The following is a 20900-nucleotide window of genomic DNA, read 5'->3' on the forward strand; positions in this document are numbered from 1 at the left end:
GCAGATGCCCTCTCGCTCCGTGGTTTTTGTTCCGTCGCAAGAACAATCATCCCAAGCCAGAGGGCATTTGCGTACCCGGACACACCCCAAACACCACACAACACCGGTGGATCCAGGTTCGTCGTCATCCGCGGCCGGGCCAGGTTCACCATCGGGGACACCGAACGCGAAGGAGGGGCGGGTGACGTCCTGGTCGTGCCCGCGGAGACCCCGCACAAGTTCGCCGTGATCGGGCCGGAAATCTACGAAGCCGTCCACATCCACGAGAGCGACCACTTCATCACCGAGTGGCTCGAGTAATTCTGTCGAGCGCAAGAAAACCCTTTCCCGGGCTAGAATCCGACGACGTGCTCGCGGACGGCGGGCACCCGAGGCGACGGGAACCGGGAACTGTGACCGACGTGGCGGGCCGCAGCGGGGACGAGACCCGCACGGTGGACAGGTTCGGCCAACGGCGTGCGCAGCTGGCGAGGTCGGCGCTGGTCACGTTGTCCGAGCTGGGCTACGCGCGTACGAGCCTTCGGGAGATCGCGCAGAACTCCGAGTTCTCCCACGGGGTCCTGCACTACTACTTCCGTGACAAGGCCGAGCTGATCACCTACTGCGTCAAGCAGTACAAGGCCGAATGCGTCACCCGGTACGACCGGATAGTCGAAACCGCGGAAACGGCCGAAGAACTGAGAACGGCCTTCGGTGCCGCGACGGCGGCCACGCTGCGGGAAAACGCGCGGCTGCACCGGCTCTGGTACGACCTGCGCAACCAGAGCCTGTTCGAGAAGCTTTTCCAGGCCGACGTTCTCGCCATCGACGAGACCCTCGAACTGATGATCTGGCGGGTCGTCTCCCGATACGCGGAACTACTGGGCAAGCCGACGGATTTCTCCCCGTCGACGACGTATGCGCTCTTCGACGGCCTGTTCCAGCAAGGCCTGCTGAAACACCTCGCCGGCCGGGAGGACGCGGCGAGGTGCCTTCAGGATTCGGTGGAGCAGGTACTGGCCCGGCTCTTCACCACTTGATCGTCGGGTACCAGATGACGCCCGTCCGGCCCAGCACGCGCAGATCCCAGTACAGCAGCGTGAACGTGCCGGCGACCAGCAACGCGGCACCGGTCACCACGGCGATCCTGGTGGGCTTCGCGAGCATCCATCGCTGCAGCCGCCCGCCCGTGCCGTGCGTGAGCAGAAGGAACAACAGCGCCATCACCAGGATGTTGCCGACCGACTGCAGGGCGAAGGCAGCGGCGCCGTAGAACACGTTGTGGCTTTCGGCCGCGCTGCGGAACATCATCCGGAACAGCGGGAACGGCCTGCCGATCAGGAAACCGCCGATGAGCGCGCCCATCAGCACGAGCGGCGTGTGCGGGAACCGGCGGGTGAGCCCGGCGATCGGGTTGCGGACGATACCGACGGAAGCCAGGCCCAGCACGATGAACACGATCCCGATCACGCCGTAGACGATCATCGACTGGATGTTCCGCGGGGTGAGCCCACCGGATGACGAAGCCGTCGAGAACTGCGGCATCCGTGTGCCGACCAGCGCGACGATGACGCCGTACACCACGGAAACCGTCAGCATTCCCGCGGCGATCCAGCCCAGTGGCTTCAGTGTGTCCGTGAACTTCGGCCGCCCGGTGGTTCGTCCGCCGACGAGCGGGGCGACGGCGCCGAAAGCGGCGATGTTGCACGCGGTGAACGTTCCGGCCAGCCCCGAGACGAACGCGAAGAACGTTCCGGCCAGCACTCCGCCGATCGGGGTCGCCTTGGCGTCGTGTCCCAGCAGGGTGTCGGCGACGCTGTCACCGATCACACTGTCCACAAAGGGCGCCGACCAGACCACGGTCAGCGCGAATCCCGCCAGGACGGACCAGAGGACCACCCGCCATCGGTGTTCCGGATACGGTCCGGAACCGAGGAAACCCGCCTGCGGTGAGACGGGAACGTGTTCGGTGACGGACATTCGGTGCCTCCAGCGGCCGATGGCTTCCCCTGATCCCATCGTTGTTCCGCCATCGGGAGGAAGCCACCTCCAAAGTGCCGATCTTGCCTTGGTCCGACCGGCTCCGGGCAATCCGGATTCACCGGTCCGGCGGGTGCCGCCGAAACGCCCGATCCGCTAGGCGGCCGAATAGCTCCGAAAAGGTGAAAGCTCCGGAATCTCGTGGGATCATCATCGGAGGTGTACGGCAGCATGGCCACCCGATCCGGCCTTGACCGGCCACTGACCCTGCGGAGGGCGATGGACTTCGACGAGGTCGCGGACGAGCTCTACGCCGGCGATCCGGCCGAGTTCGTGTCGGTGCGCAACCAACGGGCGAAAGAGGCCAAGGCAGCGGGGGACCCCGCCTTGGCCGAGCGCATCCGCGCCCTGCGGAAGCCCACGCTCGCGGCCTCGATCCTCAACCGCCGGGCCGGCTCCCCTGAGCTGGCGGAACTGGCCAGGCTCGGTGACGATCTGCGCAAGGCGCATTCGGCGCTGGCAGGCGAGGACCTGCGCAAACTCGCCCGGCGGCGGCAGGAGCTGGTGAACCGGATCCTGCGGGACGAACGTTCGATGAGCGAGCCGGTCGCCCGTGAGGTCGAAGCCACCCTCGAAGCCGTCGTGGCCGATCCCGAGGTCGCGGCGCTCGCACTCGCCGGGCGGCTGAGCAGCGGGGCGGACAGCACGGGCGACCAGTGGCTGACCAGCGGGTTCACCCCGCAACCGAAGCGGAAGCCCGCGCCGGAGCGGGAGAAACCCGCCACCGTGTCGCATTTGGACGATCGGCGGAAGGCGAAGCGGCAAGCCGCCGAGAAGGCCGAGCAGGAGCGGATCGACAAGGCCCGCGAGGAGGCCGAACGCGAACAGAAGCGGGTGGCGGAGTTCAACCGGCTTCGGCGCGAGGCCGCCGAGCTCGCGAAGGCCTGCAAACAGGCCGAGATCGACGTGGCCCGCGCCGAACGCCGGGCGGAAAAGGCCACGGAGAGGGCGAACGACCTCCGGCGGCGGCTCGCCGACGCCGAACTCGAGGAAGAGACGGCGAACGGGGAGACCGCAGCCGCGCAGACCGTCTTGGACGATCTGCGCGCCGAAGCCGAGCGGATCGACGAAGCCCTCGAGGAGTTCTAAGCGGGCTGCCGGTCACGAACCCGCGTGGCGGTCACCCGGCGTCCGTACGGGGTCTTGCCGCCCGGCTTGTACACCGACAGCACGGTCATGGTCACGTACATCGTCGTGGACACGATGATCGGGTAGAACCCGTCCACGCGCCGTCCCGCCTCCACGAACACACCGTCCAAAGTGGACTCTGCGGCGGCCGCCAGTTCCCGGATGCCCGGCAGCAGCGAGAACAGCGTCAGCCCGGTGGCGATCAGGGTCAGGACCAGTTTGATCGCGACCCACTTGTACCGGATCAGGCCCCATTTCGTGCCGAGGCTGAGCACGACCCCGCTGACCAGGGCGGCCATGCTGACCGGCAGCAGGAGATAGCCGCCGATCTGCTCCATCATCAGGATGGCCGCGTGCTGGCGGCGGGGGTCGTCGGTGAACACGGAGGTGATGGTCAGGACCGCGTTCACCATGGTGATCCCGAGCCAGCCGAGTGACGAAACGACATGGACGACGAGGACGAGTTTCCGCCACCGCGGGGTGAGCGTCATCGGCGGTCGCCGCACTGTGGAAGTACTCATGCGACCAGTGTTTCCGCGGGCGGCGTTCCCGTCGTCCGTCGCGGAGCGGCACCTCGCCTACGTATCGCGGAGTACGAGCCCTCGGACGTACGCCGCCTGCCCGGCGTGCTGGAGGTCCTCGGAAAGCACGCTGACCAGGCGAACCCCGAGAGTGACGGGCGGATCCCAGGCCTCGTCGACGATACGGTCGAGGTCGGCTTCGCCGAGTCCGGCGGCCCATGCCGTCGTCGCTTCGTGCACCGCGTCGTAGTAGCCGGTCAGCAGGTCGGCGGAGCCGGCACGAACGGCCTCCACGTCCTCGGGGCGATGCCCGTAACCGATGTCCGACGCCGGGAAAGGCAGCGAGAAGCGGCCCATCCAGTCCTGCGCGGTCCAGATCTGCTCGGTACCCATCAGGTCGGCGACGTGATCGTCCTGCACCCGGGTCAGATGCCAGACCAGCCAGGCGATCGTGTTCGCGCCCGGCGCCGGGCTCGCGGTCAGCTGGTCGGCGCTCAACCCCTCGACGGCGTCGTGCACGACTTCTTGGACGCGGCCGAACCCGTCGGCCACCACTTCGGCCAGTTTCATCGAATCCCCTTCCTGCGTCCCCGCCCACGATGCCACCGCAAGGTGACCCCTGCCTTACAACCTTGACTTATATAAGCCCACGCCGTGATAGTTGCCGGATGCACGCGTTCGACGTCCTCGGGGATCCGGTGCGCCGCCGGATCCTGGAACTGCTGGCGGGCGGGGAGCAGAGTTCCGGCGACGTGACCGCGGTGGTCCGCGCCGAGTTCGGGATCTCGCAACCCGCGGTCTCCCAGCATCTGCGCGTCCTGCGCGAGAACGGCTTCACCACTGTCCGCGCCGAGGGCGCGCGACGGCTGTACTCGGTCGATCCGGGCCCGCTCAAGGAGATCGACGGCTGGCTGGACCAGTACCGGCGGTTCTGGACCGGTCCGCTCGACGCGCTCGCCACCGAGATCGCGCGCGGCCGCCGTGAACGCCGGAAGGCCGCCGAAGACGGCGACTAGGGTCGCCCCCATGCGCAAGGGGTGGGGGCGTGCCGTCGTGATCGCCGTAGCGAGTGTCGTCATCGTGCTGGGGCTCGTTTTCGCGGTCACGGTGCGTGGCGGGCGGGACAAGGGAGCGCAGTGGTACCCGGCGGCCCCGCCGACGACACCACGTACGCCGTCCTACTCGACCGCCGCGCCCGCGCCCACGACCCGGCCGACGCTCACCGTCGACAGCGGCTGCCGCCTGGGACAGGGCCCGGCCGCGCTCGATCCGGTCCCCGAGGCGACCACCCGCCGGGTGAACGCCGCCTGGGAGCGCGTCGAGCGGTGGCTCAAGGCCCACGCGCCGACGACGGCGGCGAGCCTCCGCCCGCCCGCGACGCTCGCACGGATCGCCCAGGCACAACGGGAGACCGGCATCCCCTTGCCCGCCGAACTCGTCGCCTTCCTACTGCGGCACGACGGCGTTTCGGGCATCGGCGATAGCTTCGCCCTGCCCCCGTTCCACCACCTCGCTTCCACCGAAACCATCGCGAGCCAAGCGAAGGTCATGTGCGACGTGCTGATCTCGGGCGGGTGGGACGACAGCGTCGGCTCGTGGTGGCACGGGCGATTCGTGCCCGTCGCCGTCGACGGCGGTGGTGACGGGCTGTTCCTCGACCAGCGCACCGGAACCGGGCGGCTCGGCGACTGGAACCACGAGGGTTCGGTGAGCTTCGATCACCGGCCCGCGACCCTGACCGAACTGCTGGAGCAGACCGCGACCGCGCTCGAGACCGGCGGGCCCGTCGACGGCGGCTACCGGCCGGTCGTCACCGGAAACCGGGCGCTGGACTGGGAGTTCCCGCGCTGAGGTGCGCGGGCGCGTCGACTGTCGGACCCCGCCCCTAGAATCGTCCGGGTGGCAGTCCCCGACATCGGTACCTCGGAAGCCCTCGAAACGCTGAACCGCGTCTTCGGCTACGACGACTTCCGCGGCGACCAGCACGCCATCGTCGAACACGTCATCGCAGGCGGTGACGCGCTCGTCCTCATGCCCACCGGCGGCGGCAAGTCGCTGTGTTACCAGATCCCGGCGCTGGTGCGGCCGGGCGTCGGCGTGGTGATCTCCCCCTTGATCGCGCTGATGCAGGACCAGGTCGACGCGCTGCGCAACCTCGGCGTCCGCGCGGGTTTCCTCAACTCGACGCAGGACTACGCCGAGCGGAACAGGGTCGAGGCCGCGTTCGTCGCCGGCGAGCTGGACCTGCTGTACCTGGCACCCGAGCGGCTCTCGGTGGAGTCGACGGTGCGGCTGCTCGACCGCGGCAAGATCTCGCTGTTCGCGATCGACGAGGCGCACTGCGTCTCCCAGTGGGGTCACGACTTCCGCCCCGACTACCTGATGCTGTCCGCGGTGCACGAGCGCTGGCCGGACGTGCCGAGGATCGCGCTCACCGCCACCGCCACCAAGGCGACGCACGCCGAGATCGCGTCCCGGCTCAATCTGGAGGACGCGCGGCATTTCGTCGCGAGCTTCGACCGGCCGAACATCCAGTACCGGATCGTCGGCAAGAACTCGCCGCAGCGGCAGCTGCTGGAGCTGCTGCGCACCGAGCACAAGGGTGACGCGGGGATCGTCTACTGCCTGTCGCGGAACTCGGTCGAGAAGACCGCGGATTTCCTGGTGGAGAACGGGATTCCGGCGGTGCCGTATCACGCCGGGCTGGACGCGCGGACCCGCGCGAAGCACCAGTCGCGGTTTCTGCGCGAGGACGGGCTGATCGTCGTCGCGACGATCGCGTTCGGCATGGGCATCGACAAGCCCGACGTACGGTTCGTCGCGCATCTGGACCTGCCGAAGTCCGTCGAGGGCTACTACCAGGAGACCGGCCGCGCGGGCCGTGACGGGCTGCCGTCGACGGCGTGGCTGGCGTACGGCCTCCAGGATGTCGTCCAGCAGCGCAAGATGATCGACATGTCGGAGGGGTCCGAGGCGCACAAGCGGCAGCTGAGCGCCCACCTCAACGCGATGCTGGCGCTGTGCGAGACGGTCGAATGCCGTCGTGTGCAGGTGCTGAACTATTTCGGGCAGCGGAGCGAGCCCTGCGGCAACTGCGACACCTGCCTGGCGCCGCCGGAGACCTGGGACGGCACGATCCCGGCGCAGAAGATCCTGTCGACCATCGTCCGGCTGCAGAACGAGCGGCGCCAGAAGTTCGGCGCGGGGCAGATCATCGACATCCTGCTCGGCAAGTCGACGCCGAAGGTGACCCAGCACCGGCACGATTCCCTGAAGGTCTTCGGGATCGGCACGGAGCTGAAGGAGCCCGAGTGGCGGGCCGTGGTGCGGCAACTGCTGGCGCAGGGGCTCGCGGCGGTCGAGGGCGACTACGGCTCGCTCGTGCTGACCGAGGGCAGTGCCGAGGTGCTGAACGGGGAGCGGAAGGTCCAGCTGCGGCGCGAGCCGGAGCGGGTGGCGAAGGCGGCGGCCCGGTCCAGCGCGAAGAAGGCCGCGGCCGCCGACATGCCCGCCGAGGCGGCGCCGGTGTTCGAGATGCTGCGGTCGTGGCGGGCCGCGGCGGCGAAGGAGCAGGGAGTGCCCGCGTACGTGATCTTCCACGACGCGACCCTGCGCCAGATCGCCACCAAACGGCCCACCACGCTGCAGGAGCTGGGTACCGTCAGCGGCGTCGGCGAGAACAAGCTCGCCAAATACGGCGAGCAGATCCTCGAGACGCTCGCTGAAGCTTAGGGCTGGTAGGGGCGTCGCGGCCGCCCGGTCATCCCGTCGACCTTGCGCACCGCGCCGTCGATCTGGCTGTGGTACTTGCCCTTGGTCTTGTGGTCGACGAAGGTCGCGGCCTTGTTCACGACTTTGGAGACCTTCTCGGGGTTCTTCCGCACGTAGGCGCGCACGGCCCCGGCGGTGCCGGCCAGGGCGGTCAACTTCCGCAGTAGAGGCACTGTGGTCCCTTTCCTCGGGGTCGTCTGGTGTCCTGCTCAACGTCCGGTGGTGCCCCGAGGGTTCCCCGCGGCGAGCCGAATCACTCATTTCGGATATCCGGCCGCCGGAAAACCGGGCGCGAGACGGGGGCCGTGACCACTAACTTGGTGCTCATGCGGGACCTTTCTCTGCTGCCCAAGGCGCATCTGCACGTTCACCTGGAAAGCACCATCCGGCCGGACACGCTCCGTGACCTCGGCGGAGCGAACGGCGTCGCGGTACCCGCGGAACAACCCGTGTTCGACGGCTTCCGTGCGTTCGGTGACTACAACGGGCTGCTGCGGTCCTGCCTGCGGAGGTCCGAGGACTTCGAACGGGTGGCGCGCGAGTTCTGCGAAGACCAGGTCGCGGACGGCGTCCGCTACGCCGAGGTCACCTTCACGGCGGCTTCGCACGGCGAACGGCTGGGAGAGCCGGACATGCCGCTGGCGTCCGTCCTCAAAGGACTCTCGGTGGGGGCGGCCGAATACGGCCTCCACTGGCGGGTGCTGCTGGACCACTCGCGCCGCCGGTCGGTCGAACGTGCCCGGCTCACCCTCGACCTGGCACGCCGGTACGCGCCGGACGGGGTGTTCGCGATCGGGCTCGCCGGGGAGGAGAAGTACCCGCTCGCGCCGTTCGCCGGGATCTGCGACGAGGCCGAAGAGGCGGGGCTGCACTTGATCCACCACGCGGGCGAGGACGCCGGCCCGGCGAGCATCCGCGAGGCCTTGGAGGTCGGCCACAGCGAACGGATCGGCCACGGCATCCGGATCCTGGAGGACGTCGCGCTGGTCGCCGAGGTGCGGGAACGCGGTATCGCGCTGGAGGTCTGCCCGTCGTCGAACGTGACGCTCGGGCTGGTTCCCTCGTTCGAGGAGCACCCGCTCCCCCGGCTGGTCGACGCCGGGCTCGTGGTCACGCTCAGCACCGATGTCCCTTCGGTCACCGGGACGACGCTGACCGACGAGTTCCTGCGCACTCGCGAAGCGTTCGCCTACGACGACCTCGCGCTCGCGGGCCTCGCCAGGGCGTCCGTCGACTCGTCCTTCGCACCCGCCGAACTCAAACGTTCGATCCACCAAGAGATCGATGCCTGGCTCTCCTGACGCAATTAGTCCTCTGGATGCGGTCCTTGCGCGTGCAAGTACCGCATCCAGAGGACGAAACGCGAGGGGATCAGCCGGTCGGGAAGTCGTCCGGCGTGCGGATGCGGTCCCGCACCCAGACACCGGCGGGCTTCAGCATCGAAGTGCCGGTGAAGGAGTTCCCGGCGCAGGTTCCGGTCTTGAACACGGCACCGGAGCGGAAGTCGTCGGAGAAGTTCCAGTTCGTCCAGCCGATCTTCTTGGCGGCCAGCAGATCCAGGTACTTCTGCGAGTACGTGAAGTCGTTCCCGCCGTCGCCCGTGTAGGTCTGGGTGCCGAATTCCGTGACGAACACCGGGAGCCGGTCGGCCGTCCGCGCCAGGGCGTCGTAGTGCTCGTCCTGGTGCGACGCCGCGTAGAAGTGGAACGTGTACATGATGTTGGTGGCGTTGACCGGGTTGTTCAGGATGTCGGTCTCGTCGCGCTGGTCGGAGATGCCGAAGGTCGACCAGCCGTGCGTGCCGAGGAACACGACGCTGTCCGGGTCCTGGGCGCGGATCACCGGGATGACCTCTTCGGCGTACCGCTTCACGTCCGCCCAGCTGACGCCGTTCGGTTCGTTCGCGACGTCGTAGATGATGTTGACCTTGTCCTTGTGCCGCTGGGCGATCTCGGTGAAGAACGTCTTCGCGAGATGTGTGTTCGCGTTCGGGTCGCCCGGGTCGAGCTGATGCCAGTCGACGAGGACGTACATGCCGCGTTTCGTCGCCTCTTCGATGTAGTTGTGCATCATGTCGGTGAACTTGCGCGGGTTGCTCTCGTAGCCGTCGTCCTGGATGTACATGGCGACGCGCAGGATGTCGGCCTTCCAGTCGTTGGCCAGCGCGTCCAGCGAGGCGGTCTTCACGCATTGGCTGTACCACTGGATCCCGTGCGTGCTCATCCCCCTCAGCTGGATGGGCTTGCCGTACTGGTTGCACAGTTTGACACCGCACACGTGGAGCTTTCCGTTGATGGACACCGGTGTCCCGGTACCGCACGCCGGCGTGGTGGCGGAGACGGTGGCGCTCGGCGCGGACGTGTTCCCCGCCGCGTCGTAGGCGACCACCGTGAACGAGTAGGCCGTCGACGCGGCGAGACCGGTCACCGTCGCGGGCGGATTCGCCGTCGTGGCAACGGTTTGCCCGTTCCGCAGGACGCGGTACCCGGCGACGCCGACGTTGTCGGACGACGCCTGCCAGGTCAGGGTCACGCTGCCACAGCTCACGTTCGACGTGGTGGGCGAGCCCGGCGCCGACGGCGCTTCGGTGTCGTCGGAACCGCCGCCGGCCTCGACCGACAGCGAGTCCGCGTTGGGGCCGCCGTTCGCCGTGACGGCGGTGGTGCGGATCTTGTTGGCGCCCGCGGCGAGGTTCACCGTCGTGGTGACGGTGCGCCAGGTCGTCCACGCGCCGGTGCCGGCGAACCCGAGGTCGTCGACGGCGATCGAGCCGTTGACCGTGATGTCGAGCGGGCGGTTGGCGGTGGTGCCGTTGGCGTAGCGGAAGGTCAGCGTGTACTGTCCGGCCTGCGCCGCGTTGACGGTGTACTCGACGTAGCTACCGGTGACGTTGTCGTAGTTGACGAAGCCGGATCCGGTGAAGCCCGTGTGGTTGGATTCGACCACGCCGCGCGAGATCGTCGCGTTCTCGGCTTCGTAGCGGACTGGAGCCGCGGAAACGGCCTGGGCGGAGATCGGGACCGAGGCGGTCGCGAGCACCGTGACCAGCGCCGCCCGCCATCTTGGGCGTACCACTTTGTGCCTCCTTCAGAAGCGTCGTTGCGTTCCGTGAAGCAGGGGGCGCGGCGAGCCCTCGTTAAGAAACCTTCCTAACGCGGACTAGTCTCACCATCCGACCGAAGCGCTGTCAACCGGTCAAAGGGGGCGATCGCACCCCGCGTTCAGTCCTCTACTTGCGGTAGTTGCACGCGCAAGGACCGCATTCAGAGGACGAAATGCGGAGGTGGGCCGGGTCACCCGGACGGCGGGCCACACAAGTTCTCCACAATCGTCACGTACCGTGGAGCGGGTGACCGCTTCGTCCCCTTCGGCACTGGACCTCATGGACCAGTGGGAACAGCCGCCCAGGAAACGCGGCCCGCGTGGCTGCGTGATGCTCGCGCTCCTGGTCGTGGGCGCCTTGGTGGCCGCCGCCGTCTGGGTCGTGGTGAGCCTCACCGACCGCGAGCCGGTTCCGGTGAAACCGGAATTCGTCGTCCCCGCGCTCAAACCCGCCCCCCGGTCGGCAATCCCTGGCGAAGCCGGATCGCTGCCCGCGGAGCCCGCGAAGGACGCCTGGATCGCGAAGGTGGCGGAGAATACGGACATCCCCTCGCGCGCGCTGCGGGCCTACGTGAACGCCGCCGAAAAGACCGCGAAGACCACTCCACGCTGCGAAATCACCTGGGCGACCATCGCCGGGATCGGCCGGACCGAGTCCCAGCACGCCCGGCACGACGGTTCCCGCGCCGGTGAGGACGGTGTCGTGACGCCGCCGATCATCGGCATCCCGCTCGACGGCTCCCCCGGCGTGCTGGCGATCGTCGACACGGACAAGGGCGCCCTCGACGGCGATCCGAAGTGGGATCGCGCGGTCGGGCCGATGCAGTTCCTGCCCGCCACCTGGAAGCGGTACGGCGTCCGCGCGAGCGGCGACGGCGCCGCGCCGGACCCGCAGAACATCGACGACGCGGCCATGACGACCGCGCGGTACATGTGCGCGCGGGGCGGCGACCTCGGAGACCCCGCCGGCTGGTGGACCGCGGTGCTGACCTACAACAACTCCACCGCGTACGGGCAGGAAGTGTTCAGCAACGCCGACGCCTACGGCAAGGCCGCGCTCAAACCCTGAACCTCGTGAGTGGTAAGGACGGTTCTAACCGTCCTTACCACTCACGAGACCAGACGAGCCACCAGCCGCGTCAACTGGTGCACGTTCCGGCATTCGTGCATTTCGACGACCTGGGCGTACGCGTGCGCTTCGGAGTCCCCGGTGGACCACAGCGCGGTCCGCTCGGGATTGAGCCAGTACGTATGCCTCGCGGCGGCGGCCATTCCGCGCACCGCCTCCAGGTTCGGGTCGCCGCCGTTGGTCCTGGCGTCCCCGAGGATGAGCAGGGATGTCCTGGGCCCCACGGCGTCCGAGTAGCGCTCGGCGAACTCGCCGAGCGCGTGCCCGTAGTCGCTGTGCCCGTCCCAGCGGGTCAGTTCCGCGTCGGCGAGGATGCGCGCGCCGAGGTCCTCCGGATCGGCGGCACCGGTGTCGACGAGATGGGTGATCTCGTCGCACGCGTCGATGAACGCGAACACCCGCACCTTGCTGAACTGGTCGCGCAAGGCCTGCACCAGCAGCATGGTGAAGTTCGCGAATCCGGCCACCGAGCCCGACATGTCGCACAGCAGCACGATTTCCGGCCTCCCCGGCCGGTGCCGCCGGTACGACGGCCGCATCGGGACGCCACCGGTGGACAGCGAGCGCCGCAGCGTCCGGCGCAGGTCGATCTGCCCGCGCGCGTGCCGCCGTCGCCGGGAGGCAAGCCGGGTGGCGAGTTTGCGCGACAACGGCTGGACGACGCGGCGGAGTTCGGCGAGTTGCGCGCGGCTGGCGAGCAGGAAGTCGACGCGGTCGGCCGCCGGCGGGACGGCGTGCCGCGAAACCCTTTCCCTGCCACGGACTTCCGCCACTCGGCGGCGAGCTTCGGTCCGCACCAGCCCACGGAAACCCTCGACCCGACGCCGGACGTCGTCGCGGTCCAGTCTGTCGGTGAAATCGTCCGAAGCTCCCGCGCGGATCGCTTCGAGCACGCGGACCACGAGCGTCTGCGGCTGAAGCCGTTCCAGGGTCTGGTGCGCCGACCACCCGCCGGTGCCCGCCGTACCGCCGTACTCCCCCAGCATGTCGACGGCGAGCCCGGCCAGTTGCGTCAGTTCGGTTTGGTCGTTGGCCGCGAGTGCCGAGGCGAGCCGGTCCCGCAACGCGGCCAGGTCTTCGACGGGGTCCTGCGAGGGCGCGCCGACGCCGAGCGGGAAGTAGATGTCGAACGTCGCGTCGAACACCGCGCGCTGGCCGCCGCGCCGGACCAGCGCCGCCGCGAGCCCTTCGCGCATCTGCTCACGGGAGGCCAGGCCCAGTACTTCCAGTGCCGCGGCGGCGTCGACCGTCTCACTGGGACCCGCCGGGATCCCGTGCTCCCGCAACGCTTCCACGAACTCGACGAGTCTGCCCGGCACACCGCTCACGAGTCGAGGACCTTGCCGAGTTCCAGCCGCGCTTCCGCCTTCACGACGTCGTCCTGGTGTTTGAGGATGACGCCGAGACTCGCGCGGACGACGTCCTCGCCGAGACTGTCCGCGCCGAGCGCCAGCAGAGTGCGGGCCCAGTCGATGGTTTCGGCGACCGACGGCGCCTTCCGCAGTTCCATCGCCCGCAGCCCGGTGATCACCTTGACGACGGACGCGGCGAGCGCGTCGTCGACGCCCGGCACCTTGAGCCGCACGATGCGCTGTTCCAGTGCCGCGTCGGGGAAATCGATGTGCAGGAACAGGCAACGCCGTCGCAGCGCCTCGGAAAGCTCGCGGGTCGCGTTGGAGGTCAGCACCACGAACGGCTTGCGCCCGGCGGTGATCGTGCCGAGTTCCGGGACGGTGATCTGGAAGTCGCCGAGCACCTCCAGCAGCAGCCCCTCGATCTCGACGTCGGCCTTGTCGGTCTCGTCGATGAGCAGGACGGTCGGTTCGTCGCCCTTGATCGCCGTCAGCAGCGGCCTGGCCAACAGGAACTCTTCACCGAAGATGTCGTTGCGGGCTTCGTCCCAGGTCTCGTCCTTACCGGCCGTGATCCGGAGAAGCTGCTTCGCGTGGTTCCACTCGTACAGCGCCCGCGACTCGTCGACGCCTTCGTAGCACTGCAACCGCACGAGCCGGGAGCCGCTGGCCTGCGCGACCGCCTTCGCCAGCTCGGTCTTGCCCACCCCCGCGGGGCCCTCGATCAGCAACGGCTTGCCGAGGGCGTCCGCGAGGAACACCGTGGTGGCGACGGCCGCGGAGGCCAGGTAGCCGGTGTCGGCGAGCTTCGCCGTCACGTCTTCGACGGATGTGAAGTACCCGGTCCCAGCCACGCGGCCTCCCAGCTCGATCGCCTACCCGGCCGACTCTACGTCGCGAATCCGCTTCGGCAGGAGGAACCCGACCGCGAACGTGAGCATCACCATCACCGCGACCACCCAGAACGTCCGCTGGGCAGCGCCGGTCGGATCCGCGGTCCCGGCGTCGAAGAACACCGTGCCCAGCAACGCCAGCCCCAGCGCGCCACCGACCTGCTGGAGCGACGTCAACGCGCCTGACGCCGATCCGGCCTCGGACGGTTCCACTCCGGACAGCGCGATCTCGAAGTACGGCCCCATGATCAGGCCGGAGCCGATCCCGACCACCAGCAACGCGGGCGCGATCTGCCACGGACCCGTCTCGGGGCCGAGGAGCAGCAGCAACGCGACCACGCCGGCGGTCATGATGAGCGCACCGGTGTGCAGCACCTTGCGGCCGTGCTTGCGCACCGCCTGCACCAGGCCCATCCCGACGATCATCCCCAGCGACATCGGCACCCCGGTCAGCCCCGCCTTCAGCGGGGAGAATCCCAACCCGAGCTGCAGGTACAGCGTGAAGACGAGGCCGAAGCCGGAGAACGCGGCGAAGTAGATCGTCCCGGTCGCCATCCCGGCGAGGAAGCTGCGCTTGCGGAACAGGCTCGGCTCCACCAGCGGATCACCGCCGCGGCCGCTCTTGCGCTTCTCGAACCACGCGAAGACCCCGAAGACCACGACTGCGGCGGCCATCATCGCGAACGTCCACAGCGGCCAGCCGTACTCGCGGCCCTGCACCAGCGGGAAGACGATCAGCAGCGCGCCGGTCGTGGCGAGCAGCGCACCGGGGATGTCGAGGGTGAGCGAACCGCCGGGCCGGGATTCGGGGAGGAACTTCAGCGCGGCGAGCACGGCCAGCGCGCCGATCGGGAGGTTGATCAGGAAGATCATCCGCCAGCCGGTGCCGAAGAAATCGGCGTCGACCAGCCAGCCCGCGAGGATCGGGCCACCGACCGCGGCGAGCCCCATCACCGGGCCGAACATGCCGAACGCGGACTGAAGCTCCTTCCCGGTGAACATCTCCTTCATCATGCCGAGGCCCTGCGGGACCATCGCGGCGCCGAACAGGCCCTGCACGACCCGCGCGGTGATGATCATTTCCGGGTTCACCGCGATCGCGCAGAACAGCGAGCCGACGACGAAACCGATCGCACCGATGAGGAACATGCGCTTGCGGCCGAAGATGTCGCCGAGCCGCCCGCCGGTGAGCAGGCCGGACACCATCGCGAGGGTGTAGGCGACACCGAGCCACTGGATCATCGCCGTGCCGCCACCGAGCGACTCCCGCATGACCGGTCCGGCGATGCTCGTGACCGTCATGTCGAGCAGTTCCATCACCGAGCCGGTCAGGATCACGAACAGCGCGGGCCAGCGCCAGCGGTAGGACTTCTCCACGTTTTCCGTGGTCACACCGCTCGGGGTGTCCAGTGTCATCGTCATGGGACGAACGCTAAAGTCAATTCCGGCCACTTTCTGACCGGAATCGGAGCGAACCTGGATTCATGGCGAATACGAGTGCGCGGATGCTGCGGCTGCTGTCGCTGCTGCAGACACACCGCTTCTGGTCGGGGACCGAACTGAGCGACAAACTCGAGGTGAGCGAGCGGACGCTGCGGCGCGACGTCGAGCGGCTGCGCGAGCTGGGTTATCCGGTCAACGCGAGCCGCGGCGTCGCGGGCGGCTATCAGCTGCGATCGGGCACGGTCATGCCGCCGTTGCTGCTGGACGACGAGGAGGCCGTGGCGATCGCGGTCGGCCTGCGGACGGCGGCGAGCGGTTCGGTGGAAGGCATCGAGGAGACCTCGGTCCGGGCGCTGACGAAGGTCGTCCAGGTGATGCCGCCCCGGCTGCGCAGACGTGTCGACGCGCTCCAGGCGTACACGACGCCGGCGGCCGTCACCGGCCCCCGGGTCAACGCGGCCAGCCTGACGGTGATCGCTCAGGCGTGCCGGGACGACGAGCGGCTGAAGTTCGACTACGCGGCACGCGGCGGCGAGGAGTCCGCGCGGCTGGTCGAGCCGCATCGGCTCGTCTCGCTCGGACGGCGCTGGTATCTGGTGGCGTGGGACCTCGACCGGGTGGATTGGCGCACGTTCCGCGTCGACAGGCTCAGCGATCCTCGCACGACCGGCGCGCGCTACCGGCCGCGCGAGATCCCCGGCGGCGACGCGGTCAAGTTCGTCGAGGCGCGGATCAAGGCCAGGCCGACCACCCACACCTTGGTCGTCCGGGTCGACGCGCCGAAGGACCGGGTCGAATCGGCGGTGCGGTACCTCGGTGGCGCGCTCGAAGCGATCGACGAGACGTCCTGCCGTCTGACGATGAACGTCGACACCTTCGACTGGCCCGTCCTGATCCTCGCCGCCATCGGCGCACCCTTCCAGGTCGAGAGCCCTTCGGCGTTCAAAGATCACCTCGGCGCCGTCGCCACCCTCTTCTCCCGCGCTTCCGGCGACTAGCATCGGCCCGGTGAGCACCTATGTCGCGGCCGAGGGCCGATACGAGAGCATCCCTTACCGCCGCACCGGGCGCAGCGGCCTGAAGCTGCCCGCGATCTCGCTGGGCCTGTGGCACAACTTCGGCGACGACAAGCCACTGGGCACCCAGCGGGACATCGCGCGGCGCGCGTTCGACCTGGGCATCACCCATTTCGACCTCGCCAACAACTACGGCCCGCCCTACGGTTCGGCCGAGCAGAACTTCGGCAGGCTGCTGGCTTCGGACTTCAAGCCCTACCGTGACGAACTGGTCGTCTCGACCAAGGCCGGTTACGACATGTGGCCAGGCCCGTACGGCGAATGGGGCTCGCGCAAGTACCTGCTGTCCTCTTTGGACCAGTCGCTCGGCAGGATGGGCCTGGACTACGTCGACATCTTCTACTCGCACCGCTTCGACCCCGAGACGCCGCTCGAGGAGACGGTCGGCGCGCTCGACACCGCCGTCCGCTCCGGACGCGCGCTGTACGTCGGCATCTCGTCGTACTCGTCGGAGAAGACCGCCGAGGCCGCGCGACTTCTGCGCGAGCTGGGCACCCCGCTGCTCATCCACCAGCCGTCGTACTCGATGTTCAACCGTTGGCTCGAAGGCGACAAGCTGCTCGACACGCTCGAAGCCGAAGGCGCGGGCTGCATCGCCTTCTCGCCGCTGGCGCAGGGACTGCTGACCAGCCGCTACCTCAACGGCGTCCCCGAGAATTCCCGTGCGGCGCAAGGGAAGTCCCTCAACCCGGACACGATCACCGAGAGCACCCTCGGCAAGATCCGGGCGCTGAACGAGATCGCCCAGCGGCGCGGGCAGACGCTGGCGCAGCTCGCGCTCGCGTGGGGCCTGCGTGACCCGCGGATGACGTCGGTGCTGATCGGCGCGAGCAGCGTCGCCCAGCTGGAGGACAACGTCGGCGCGCTGAAGAACCTGCACTTCACCCACGAAGAGCTGGCCGAGATCGACCGCTACGCCACCGAGGCCGACATCAACCTCTGGAAGCGCTCGACCGACGCCGGATAGCACCCGAAATCGCGTTGCCCCGCCAAGCCGGGGAGCCGAGACTGCGGGCATGACTTTCGAAGAGCTGCTCGCCGAGGGAGAGGCCGTCCCGGTCGAAGGCTGGGACTTCTCGTGGTTCGAGGGCCGGGCCACGGAGGAACGGCCACCGTGGGGTTACTCGCGGCTGCTCGGCGAGCGGATGGCGGCGGCCGCCGCCGGGCTGGATCTGCAGACCGGCGGCGGCGAGGTGCTCGCGGGCATCCCGAAACCGCCACCGGTCCTCGCCGCCACCGAAGGCTGGCCGCCGAACGTCGAGGTCGCCCGGAGGACCCTCTCGCCGTTGGGCGGCGAGGTGGTCGAGGCCGAGTACGACGCGCCTTTGCCGTTCCCCGACGAGTCCTTCGATCTGGTGAGCAGCCGTCATCCGATCGAGAACCCGTGGCGGGAGATCGCCCGCGTGCTACGTCCGGGCGGAACCTTTCTGTCGCAACAGATCGGTGCCGGCACCGTGCGGGAGCTGAAGGAGTTCTTCCTCGGCCCGCAGGACTACGGCGGCTGGACGCCCGACGTGCTGCGCGTCGAGGCGGAGGCCGTCGGGCTGCGGGTCGAGCGCCTCGAACCGGCGAAACTGCGGATGGAGTTCTTCGACCTCGCCGCGGTGGTCCACTTCCTCCGGAAGGTGATCTGGATCGTGCCGGGGTTCGAAGTGGAGAAGTACCGCGACAGGCTCGCGGAACTCCATCGGATGATCGAGGCCGATGGGAAGTTCGTCGCGCACTCGCGGCGGGTGCTCGTGGAGGCCGTCAAACCCTCGTGAGTGGTAAGGACGGTTCTAACCGTCCTTACCACTCACGAGCCCAAGCGCTCCAGCTGCTCAGCGGTCAGCTTGACGTCGGCGGCGGCGAAGTTCTCCTCCAGGTGTGCGAGGCTCGCCGTCCCCGGGATCGGCAGGATCACCGGCGACCGCGCGAGCAGCCACGCGAGCCCGGCCTGCGCCGTGGTCACCCCGAGTTCCGAAGCGACGGCCGCGAGCGCGGCGGTGGCGGAAGACGCGGAGCCGTGCACCGGACGCCATGGCAGGAAAGCGATCCCGGCCGCCTCGCACGCGTCCAGCACCGATTCGTGCTCGCGGTCGAGCAGGCTGTAGCGGTTCTGCACGCTCGCGATGTCCACGATCTCCCGTGCCCGCGCGAGTTCGTCCACGGTGACCTCGGACAGCCCGATCCGGCCGATCTTGCCCTCGTCGCGCAGGTCCCGCAGCGCGCCGAGCTGGTCGGCCAGCGAGGTTTCCGGGTCGATCCGGTGCAGTTGCAGCAGTTCGATCCGCTCGACGCGCAGCCGCCGCAACCCTTCGTCGACCTGCACTCGCAGCGATTCCGGCCGGGCGTCGTACTTCCAGTCGTCGCCGGTCCTCACGACGCCGACCTTGGTGGTGATCACCAGGTCGTCCGGGTACGGGTACAGCGCTTCCGCGAGGAGTTCCTCGTTCGCTCCCCCGCCGTAGAGATGCGCGGTGTCGATCAGCGTGATGCCGAGTTCGACCGCGCGCCGCGCGACGGCGATCGCGTTGTCGCGTCCGGGTCCTGCTTCGGTCGGCAGGTGCATGGCGCCGAAACCGAGACGGTGTACGGGCAGGTCTCCGCCGATGGCGAACTGTTCCATGCCGCGAACCTAGCGCAGCGGATCCCTCGGCGAGGGCAAATGCGAGGTGTCCGGGAACATGTGGAGCGCGCGCAGGGCGGCACCGAGTTCGGCGATGTCGGCCGGGTCGGTCAGCGAACGCCCCAGTTCCTCGGAAATCCGCTTCAGCCGGTGCCGGATCGTGTTGGGATGACAGAACATCCGCTCGGACGTCAGTTTCGTGGAGCCCTGGCATTCGAACCACGCCCGCAACGTCAGCAGGAGCACGTTCCGGTCGTCGCCGGGCAGGTCCAGGATCGGCCGCAGCACATGGTGCGCGAGCTGGACCGACGCCTCGGGCGCGCTGGCGACGAGACCGGCCAGCGGAGATTCGTTGAACTGCACCATTCCCGTCGACCCCGGCATCATGCTGGAGAGCGCGACACGGGCGAGGTGCAGTGCGCGGGAGGTGTTCCCGAGTCCGGTGAACACCGGGCTGACCCCGATCCGGCCGGTCTGGTTCTCCCGCAACAGCTCGATGATCACCTGGGACGCCGCCGGATCCCGCATCGAGACCACGCCCACCTGCAGGTCCGGAGTGAGCCGCCAGGCGGACGCGTGATGCCGTTCGCGGAGCCGGTTTTCGATCTGGGGCAACGGTTCGTGCCCGACGCGCGGGGTCTCGGCGGCGACGACCACATACGACCCGTCGAGCGAGAGTTCCAGCACGCGCGCGATGTCCCACAGCGTGCCCTCGGTGGCCGCGCCGCCGGCGAACAGTGCCTCGACCAACGCGGAGCGCCTGCTTTGGTGCGCCAGCATGACTTCGGCGGTGGTGTCGCGGTACGTCGTCGTCAGCGCCTCGGCGTAGTCGTCGATCAGCGCCCAGATCGCCGACGTCGCGGCGACGAGGCCGCGGAGGTCCTGATGCTCGCTCGAAGCGGTCAGGTCGACGAACCGGTTCCACACCTCGGTGAGCCCGATCCGGTAGGCCCGCAGGAGTTCCGGCAGCGGCGCGCCCTGCAACGCGCGGGCACGCCCGGTGGCCCTCGCCTGGGTGAGGTCGGGTTCCTCCGTGCCGCGGAGGGTCCGCATGACGAACTCGAGGTTGTTCCGCACCGACGTCCGCAGTTCGGCGTGGCTGACGAACTGCGCGTCGCGGTACACCGGCATCTCGGCACGGATCTGCCCGACAGTGCTGTCGATGAGCGCCGGCAGCTGCTTTTCGACCTCCACGGCCAGTTCGGCGACGACGGCGGCCGAACCTTCGCGGAGCACCGTTCGGTAGTGCATGGACGTCCTCCGGGGCAGGGACTCCTCGTCGAGGCCCTGGGGACGTCATCTAACACGACTTGCCCGGAGGTGGCCTGTCGAAACCGCGAGGCGCCGCCGGTGCGGCGGAAAATCGAGATTTCCACCGCACCGGCGGGGTTTCACAGCTTCGCGGCCGCGCTCTTGATGGCTTCGCGGATCCGGAAATAGGTGCCGCACCGGCAGACGTTCTGGATCGCGTCGATCTCGGCGTCGGTCGGGTTCTTCGTCTTCTTCAGCAGCGCCACCGCCGCCATGATCTGCCCCGGCTGGCAGTAGCCGCACTGCGCGACGTCCTGCTCCAGCCAGGCCTCCTGCACCGGGTGCAGGTCGTCACCGTCGGCGAGACCTTCGATCGTGGTGACCTCCTTGCCCGCGCAGTCGGACACCGGCGTCACGCACGGGTTGAACGCCTCGCCGTCGAGGTGGCTGGTGCAGGCCTTGCAGACGTTGATCCCGCAGCCGTACTTCGGGCCGCGGACGCCGAGCTTGTCCCGCAGCGCCCACAGCATGGGCAGATCCGCGGGAGCGTCGACGGTGACGGTCTTCCCGTTCACCGTGAAGGTGTAATTGGGCATCGAAAACTCCT

Annotated in this window: 22 protein-coding genes; 11 read left to right on the forward strand and 11 right to left on the reverse strand. The window is 68.7% G+C overall.

Annotated elements, in window-relative coordinates:
- A partial coding sequence (locus AC0685_RS21145) for a cupin domain-containing protein (RefSeq protein ID WP_478227121.1) occupies positions 1–300 on the forward strand: 300 nt, incomplete at its 5' end.
- 92 nt (positions 301–392) lie between these two features.
- Complete coding sequence (locus tag AC0685_RS21150; RefSeq protein ID WP_340688614.1) at positions 393–1019, forward strand: TetR/AcrR family transcriptional regulator; 627 nt, start codon at positions 393–395, stop codon at positions 1017–1019.
- Here AC0685_RS21150 and AC0685_RS21155 read toward each other — a convergent pair.
- The gene (locus AC0685_RS21155) at positions 1009–1959 is read right to left on the reverse strand and encodes a hypothetical protein (RefSeq protein ID WP_478227122.1); all 951 of its coding nucleotides are present in this window, start codon (positions 1957–1959) and stop codon (positions 1009–1011) included. The genes AC0685_RS21150 and AC0685_RS21155 overlap by 11 nt on opposite strands.
- Positions 1960–2238: 279 nt before the next feature.
- On the opposite strand from AC0685_RS21155, the gene AC0685_RS21160 reads away from it, so the two are divergent.
- Positions 2239–3108: a hypothetical protein gene (locus tag AC0685_RS21160; protein ID WP_478227282.1), complete on the forward strand. Its 870-nt coding sequence runs from the start codon at positions 2239–2241 to the stop codon at positions 3106–3108.
- On the opposite strand, the gene AC0685_RS21165 is transcribed toward AC0685_RS21160, so the two are convergent.
- Complete coding sequence (locus AC0685_RS21165) at positions 3105–3668, reverse strand: hypothetical protein (protein ID WP_478227123.1); 564 nt, start codon at positions 3666–3668, stop codon at positions 3105–3107. The two genes, AC0685_RS21160 and AC0685_RS21165, sit on opposite strands and share 4 nt — an antisense overlap.
- Before the next feature lie 57 nt (positions 3669–3725).
- The gene (locus tag AC0685_RS21170; protein WP_478227124.1) at positions 3726–4238 is read right to left on the reverse strand and encodes a mycothiol transferase; all 513 of its coding nucleotides are present in this window, start codon (positions 4236–4238) and stop codon (positions 3726–3728) included.
- A 98-nt stretch (positions 4239–4336) separates the two neighbouring features.
- On the opposite strand from AC0685_RS21170, the gene AC0685_RS21175 reads away from it, so the two are divergent.
- Genes AC0685_RS21175 through recQ form a run of 3 tightly spaced genes read left to right on the forward strand, consistent with a single transcriptional unit; the run spans position 4337 to position 7400 of the window.
- Complete coding sequence (locus AC0685_RS21175; protein WP_478227125.1) at positions 4337–4684, forward strand: ArsR/SmtB family transcription factor; 348 nt, start codon at positions 4337–4339, stop codon at positions 4682–4684.
- 10 nt (positions 4685–4694) lie between these two features.
- Positions 4695–5519 carry an SMI1/KNR4 family protein gene (locus AC0685_RS21180; RefSeq protein WP_478227126.1) on the forward strand — a complete coding sequence of 275 codons (825 nt, stop codon included), beginning with the start codon at positions 4695–4697 and terminating at the stop codon, positions 5517–5519.
- A gap of 48 nt (positions 5520–5567) precedes the next feature.
- A complete protein-coding gene (recQ, locus tag AC0685_RS21185; protein WP_478227127.1) occupies positions 5568–7400 on the forward strand; it encodes a DNA helicase RecQ in 1833 nt (610 codons plus the stop codon).
- Here the strand turns inward: recQ and AC0685_RS21190 are convergent.
- Positions 7397–7612 carry an antitoxin gene (locus AC0685_RS21190; RefSeq protein ID WP_340687748.1) on the reverse strand — a complete coding sequence of 72 codons (216 nt, stop codon included), beginning with the start codon at positions 7610–7612 and terminating at the stop codon, positions 7397–7399. The two genes, recQ and AC0685_RS21190, sit on opposite strands and share 4 nt — an antisense overlap.
- A gap of 153 nt (positions 7613–7765) precedes the next feature.
- Between AC0685_RS21190 and add the strand changes: the two genes are divergently transcribed.
- Entirely contained in the window at positions 7766–8740 is a 975-nt protein-coding gene (gene add / locus AC0685_RS21195) for an adenosine deaminase (protein WP_478227128.1), read from the forward strand.
- Between the two features lie 70 nt (positions 8741–8810).
- On the opposite strand, the gene AC0685_RS21200 is transcribed toward add, so the two are convergent.
- Entirely contained in the window at positions 8811–10514 is a 1704-nt protein-coding gene (locus AC0685_RS21200; protein ID WP_478227129.1) for a cellulase family glycosylhydrolase, read from the reverse strand.
- 274 nt (positions 10515–10788) lie between these two features.
- On the opposite strand from AC0685_RS21200, the gene AC0685_RS21205 reads away from it, so the two are divergent.
- The gene (locus AC0685_RS21205) at positions 10789–11610 is read left to right on the forward strand and encodes a lytic transglycosylase domain-containing protein (protein ID WP_478227130.1); all 822 of its coding nucleotides are present in this window, start codon (positions 10789–10791) and stop codon (positions 11608–11610) included.
- Between the two features lie 41 nt (positions 11611–11651).
- On the opposite strand, the gene AC0685_RS21210 is transcribed toward AC0685_RS21205, so the two are convergent.
- Genes AC0685_RS21210 through AC0685_RS21220 form a run of 3 tightly spaced genes read right to left on the reverse strand, consistent with a single transcriptional unit; the run spans position 11652 to position 15337 of the window.
- Entirely contained in the window at positions 11652–12998 is a 1347-nt protein-coding gene (locus AC0685_RS21210; protein ID WP_478227131.1) for a vWA domain-containing protein, read from the reverse strand.
- Complete coding sequence (locus AC0685_RS21215) at positions 12995–13876, reverse strand: AAA family ATPase (protein ID WP_478227132.1); 882 nt, start codon at positions 13874–13876, stop codon at positions 12995–12997. Before AC0685_RS21215 ends, AC0685_RS21210 begins: the two co-directional genes overlap by 4 nt.
- 21 nt (positions 13877–13897) lie before the next feature.
- Complete coding sequence (locus tag AC0685_RS21220; RefSeq protein ID WP_478227133.1) at positions 13898–15337, reverse strand: MFS transporter; 1440 nt, start codon at positions 15335–15337, stop codon at positions 13898–13900.
- A 62-nt stretch (positions 15338–15399) separates the two neighbouring features.
- Between AC0685_RS21220 and AC0685_RS21225 the strand changes: the two genes are divergently transcribed.
- Genes AC0685_RS21225 through AC0685_RS21235 form a run of 3 tightly spaced genes read left to right on the forward strand, consistent with a single transcriptional unit; the run spans position 15400 to position 18197 of the window.
- The gene (locus AC0685_RS21225; protein ID WP_478227134.1) at positions 15400–16356 is read left to right on the forward strand and encodes a helix-turn-helix transcriptional regulator; all 957 of its coding nucleotides are present in this window, start codon (positions 15400–15402) and stop codon (positions 16354–16356) included.
- 10 nt (positions 16357–16366) lie between these two features.
- Positions 16367–17401: an L-glyceraldehyde 3-phosphate reductase gene (gene mgrA / locus AC0685_RS21230; protein WP_478227135.1), complete on the forward strand. Its 1035-nt coding sequence runs from the start codon at positions 16367–16369 to the stop codon at positions 17399–17401.
- Positions 17402–17450: 49 nt separating this feature from the next.
- A complete protein-coding gene (locus AC0685_RS21235) occupies positions 17451–18197 on the forward strand; it encodes a class I SAM-dependent methyltransferase (RefSeq protein WP_478227136.1) in 747 nt (248 codons plus the stop codon).
- A 32-nt stretch (positions 18198–18229) separates the two neighbouring features.
- Here the strand turns inward: AC0685_RS21235 and AC0685_RS21240 are convergent, their stop codons facing one another.
- The 3 genes from AC0685_RS21240 to AC0685_RS21250 all read right to left on the reverse strand — a co-directional run bounded on the left by AC0685_RS21240 (position 18230) and on the right by AC0685_RS21250 (position 20889).
- Positions 18230–19042, reverse strand: a complete 813-nt coding sequence (locus AC0685_RS21240) for an aldo/keto reductase (protein WP_478227137.1) — start codon at positions 19040–19042, stop codon at positions 18230–18232.
- Between the two features lie 9 nt (positions 19043–19051).
- Positions 19052–20293: a PucR family transcriptional regulator gene (locus tag AC0685_RS21245; protein ID WP_478227138.1), complete on the reverse strand. Its 1242-nt coding sequence runs from the start codon at positions 20291–20293 to the stop codon at positions 19052–19054.
- 140 nt (positions 20294–20433) lie between these two features.
- Entirely contained in the window at positions 20434–20889 is a 456-nt protein-coding gene (locus AC0685_RS21250) for a (2Fe-2S)-binding protein (RefSeq protein WP_340687736.1), read from the reverse strand.
- Positions 20890–20900 lie beyond the last annotated feature (11 nt).

The sequence above is a fragment of the Amycolatopsis sp. NPDC043889 genome (genome assembly GCF_056435645.1).

Bases quoted from the DNA above. Each gene is read 5' to 3' on its own strand.
- AC0685_RS21235 (WP_478227136.1), top strand. From the start codon at position 17,451: ATGACTTTCGAAGAGCTGCTCGCCGAGGGAGAGGCCGTCCCGGTCGAA.
- AC0685_RS21220 (WP_478227133.1), bottom strand. From the start codon at position 15,337: ATGACGATGACACTGGACACCCCGAGCGGTGTGACCACGGAAAACGTG.
- AC0685_RS21225 (WP_478227134.1), top strand. From the start codon at position 15,400: ATGGCGAATACGAGTGCGCGGATGCTGCGGCTGCTGTCGCTGCTGCAG.
- AC0685_RS21170 (WP_478227124.1), bottom strand. From the start codon at position 4,238: ATGAAACTGGCCGAAGTGGTGGCCGACGGGTTCGGCCGCGTCCAAGAA.
- AC0685_RS21155 (WP_478227122.1), bottom strand. From the start codon at position 1,959: ATGTCCGTCACCGAACACGTTCCCGTCTCACCGCAGGCGGGTTTCCTC.
- add (WP_478227128.1), top strand. From the start codon at position 7,766: ATGCGGGACCTTTCTCTGCTGCCCAAGGCGCATCTGCACGTTCACCTG.
- AC0685_RS21250 (WP_340687736.1), bottom strand. From the start codon at position 20,889: ATGCCCAATTACACCTTCACGGTGAACGGGAAGACCGTCACCGTCGAC.
- AC0685_RS21180 (WP_478227126.1), top strand. From the start codon at position 4,695: ATGCGCAAGGGGTGGGGGCGTGCCGTCGTGATCGCCGTAGCGAGTGTC.
- AC0685_RS21175 (WP_478227125.1), top strand. From the start codon at position 4,337: ATGCACGCGTTCGACGTCCTCGGGGATCCGGTGCGCCGCCGGATCCTG.
- AC0685_RS21245 (WP_478227138.1), bottom strand. From the start codon at position 20,293: ATGCACTACCGAACGGTGCTCCGCGAAGGTTCGGCCGCCGTCGTCGCC.
- AC0685_RS21165 (WP_478227123.1), bottom strand. From the start codon at position 3,668: ATGAGTACTTCCACAGTGCGGCGACCGCCGATGACGCTCACCCCGCGG.
- AC0685_RS21160 (WP_478227282.1), top strand. From the start codon at position 2,239: ATGGACTTCGACGAGGTCGCGGACGAGCTCTACGCCGGCGATCCGGCC.
- AC0685_RS21240 (WP_478227137.1), bottom strand. From the start codon at position 19,042: ATGGAACAGTTCGCCATCGGCGGAGACCTGCCCGTACACCGTCTCGGT.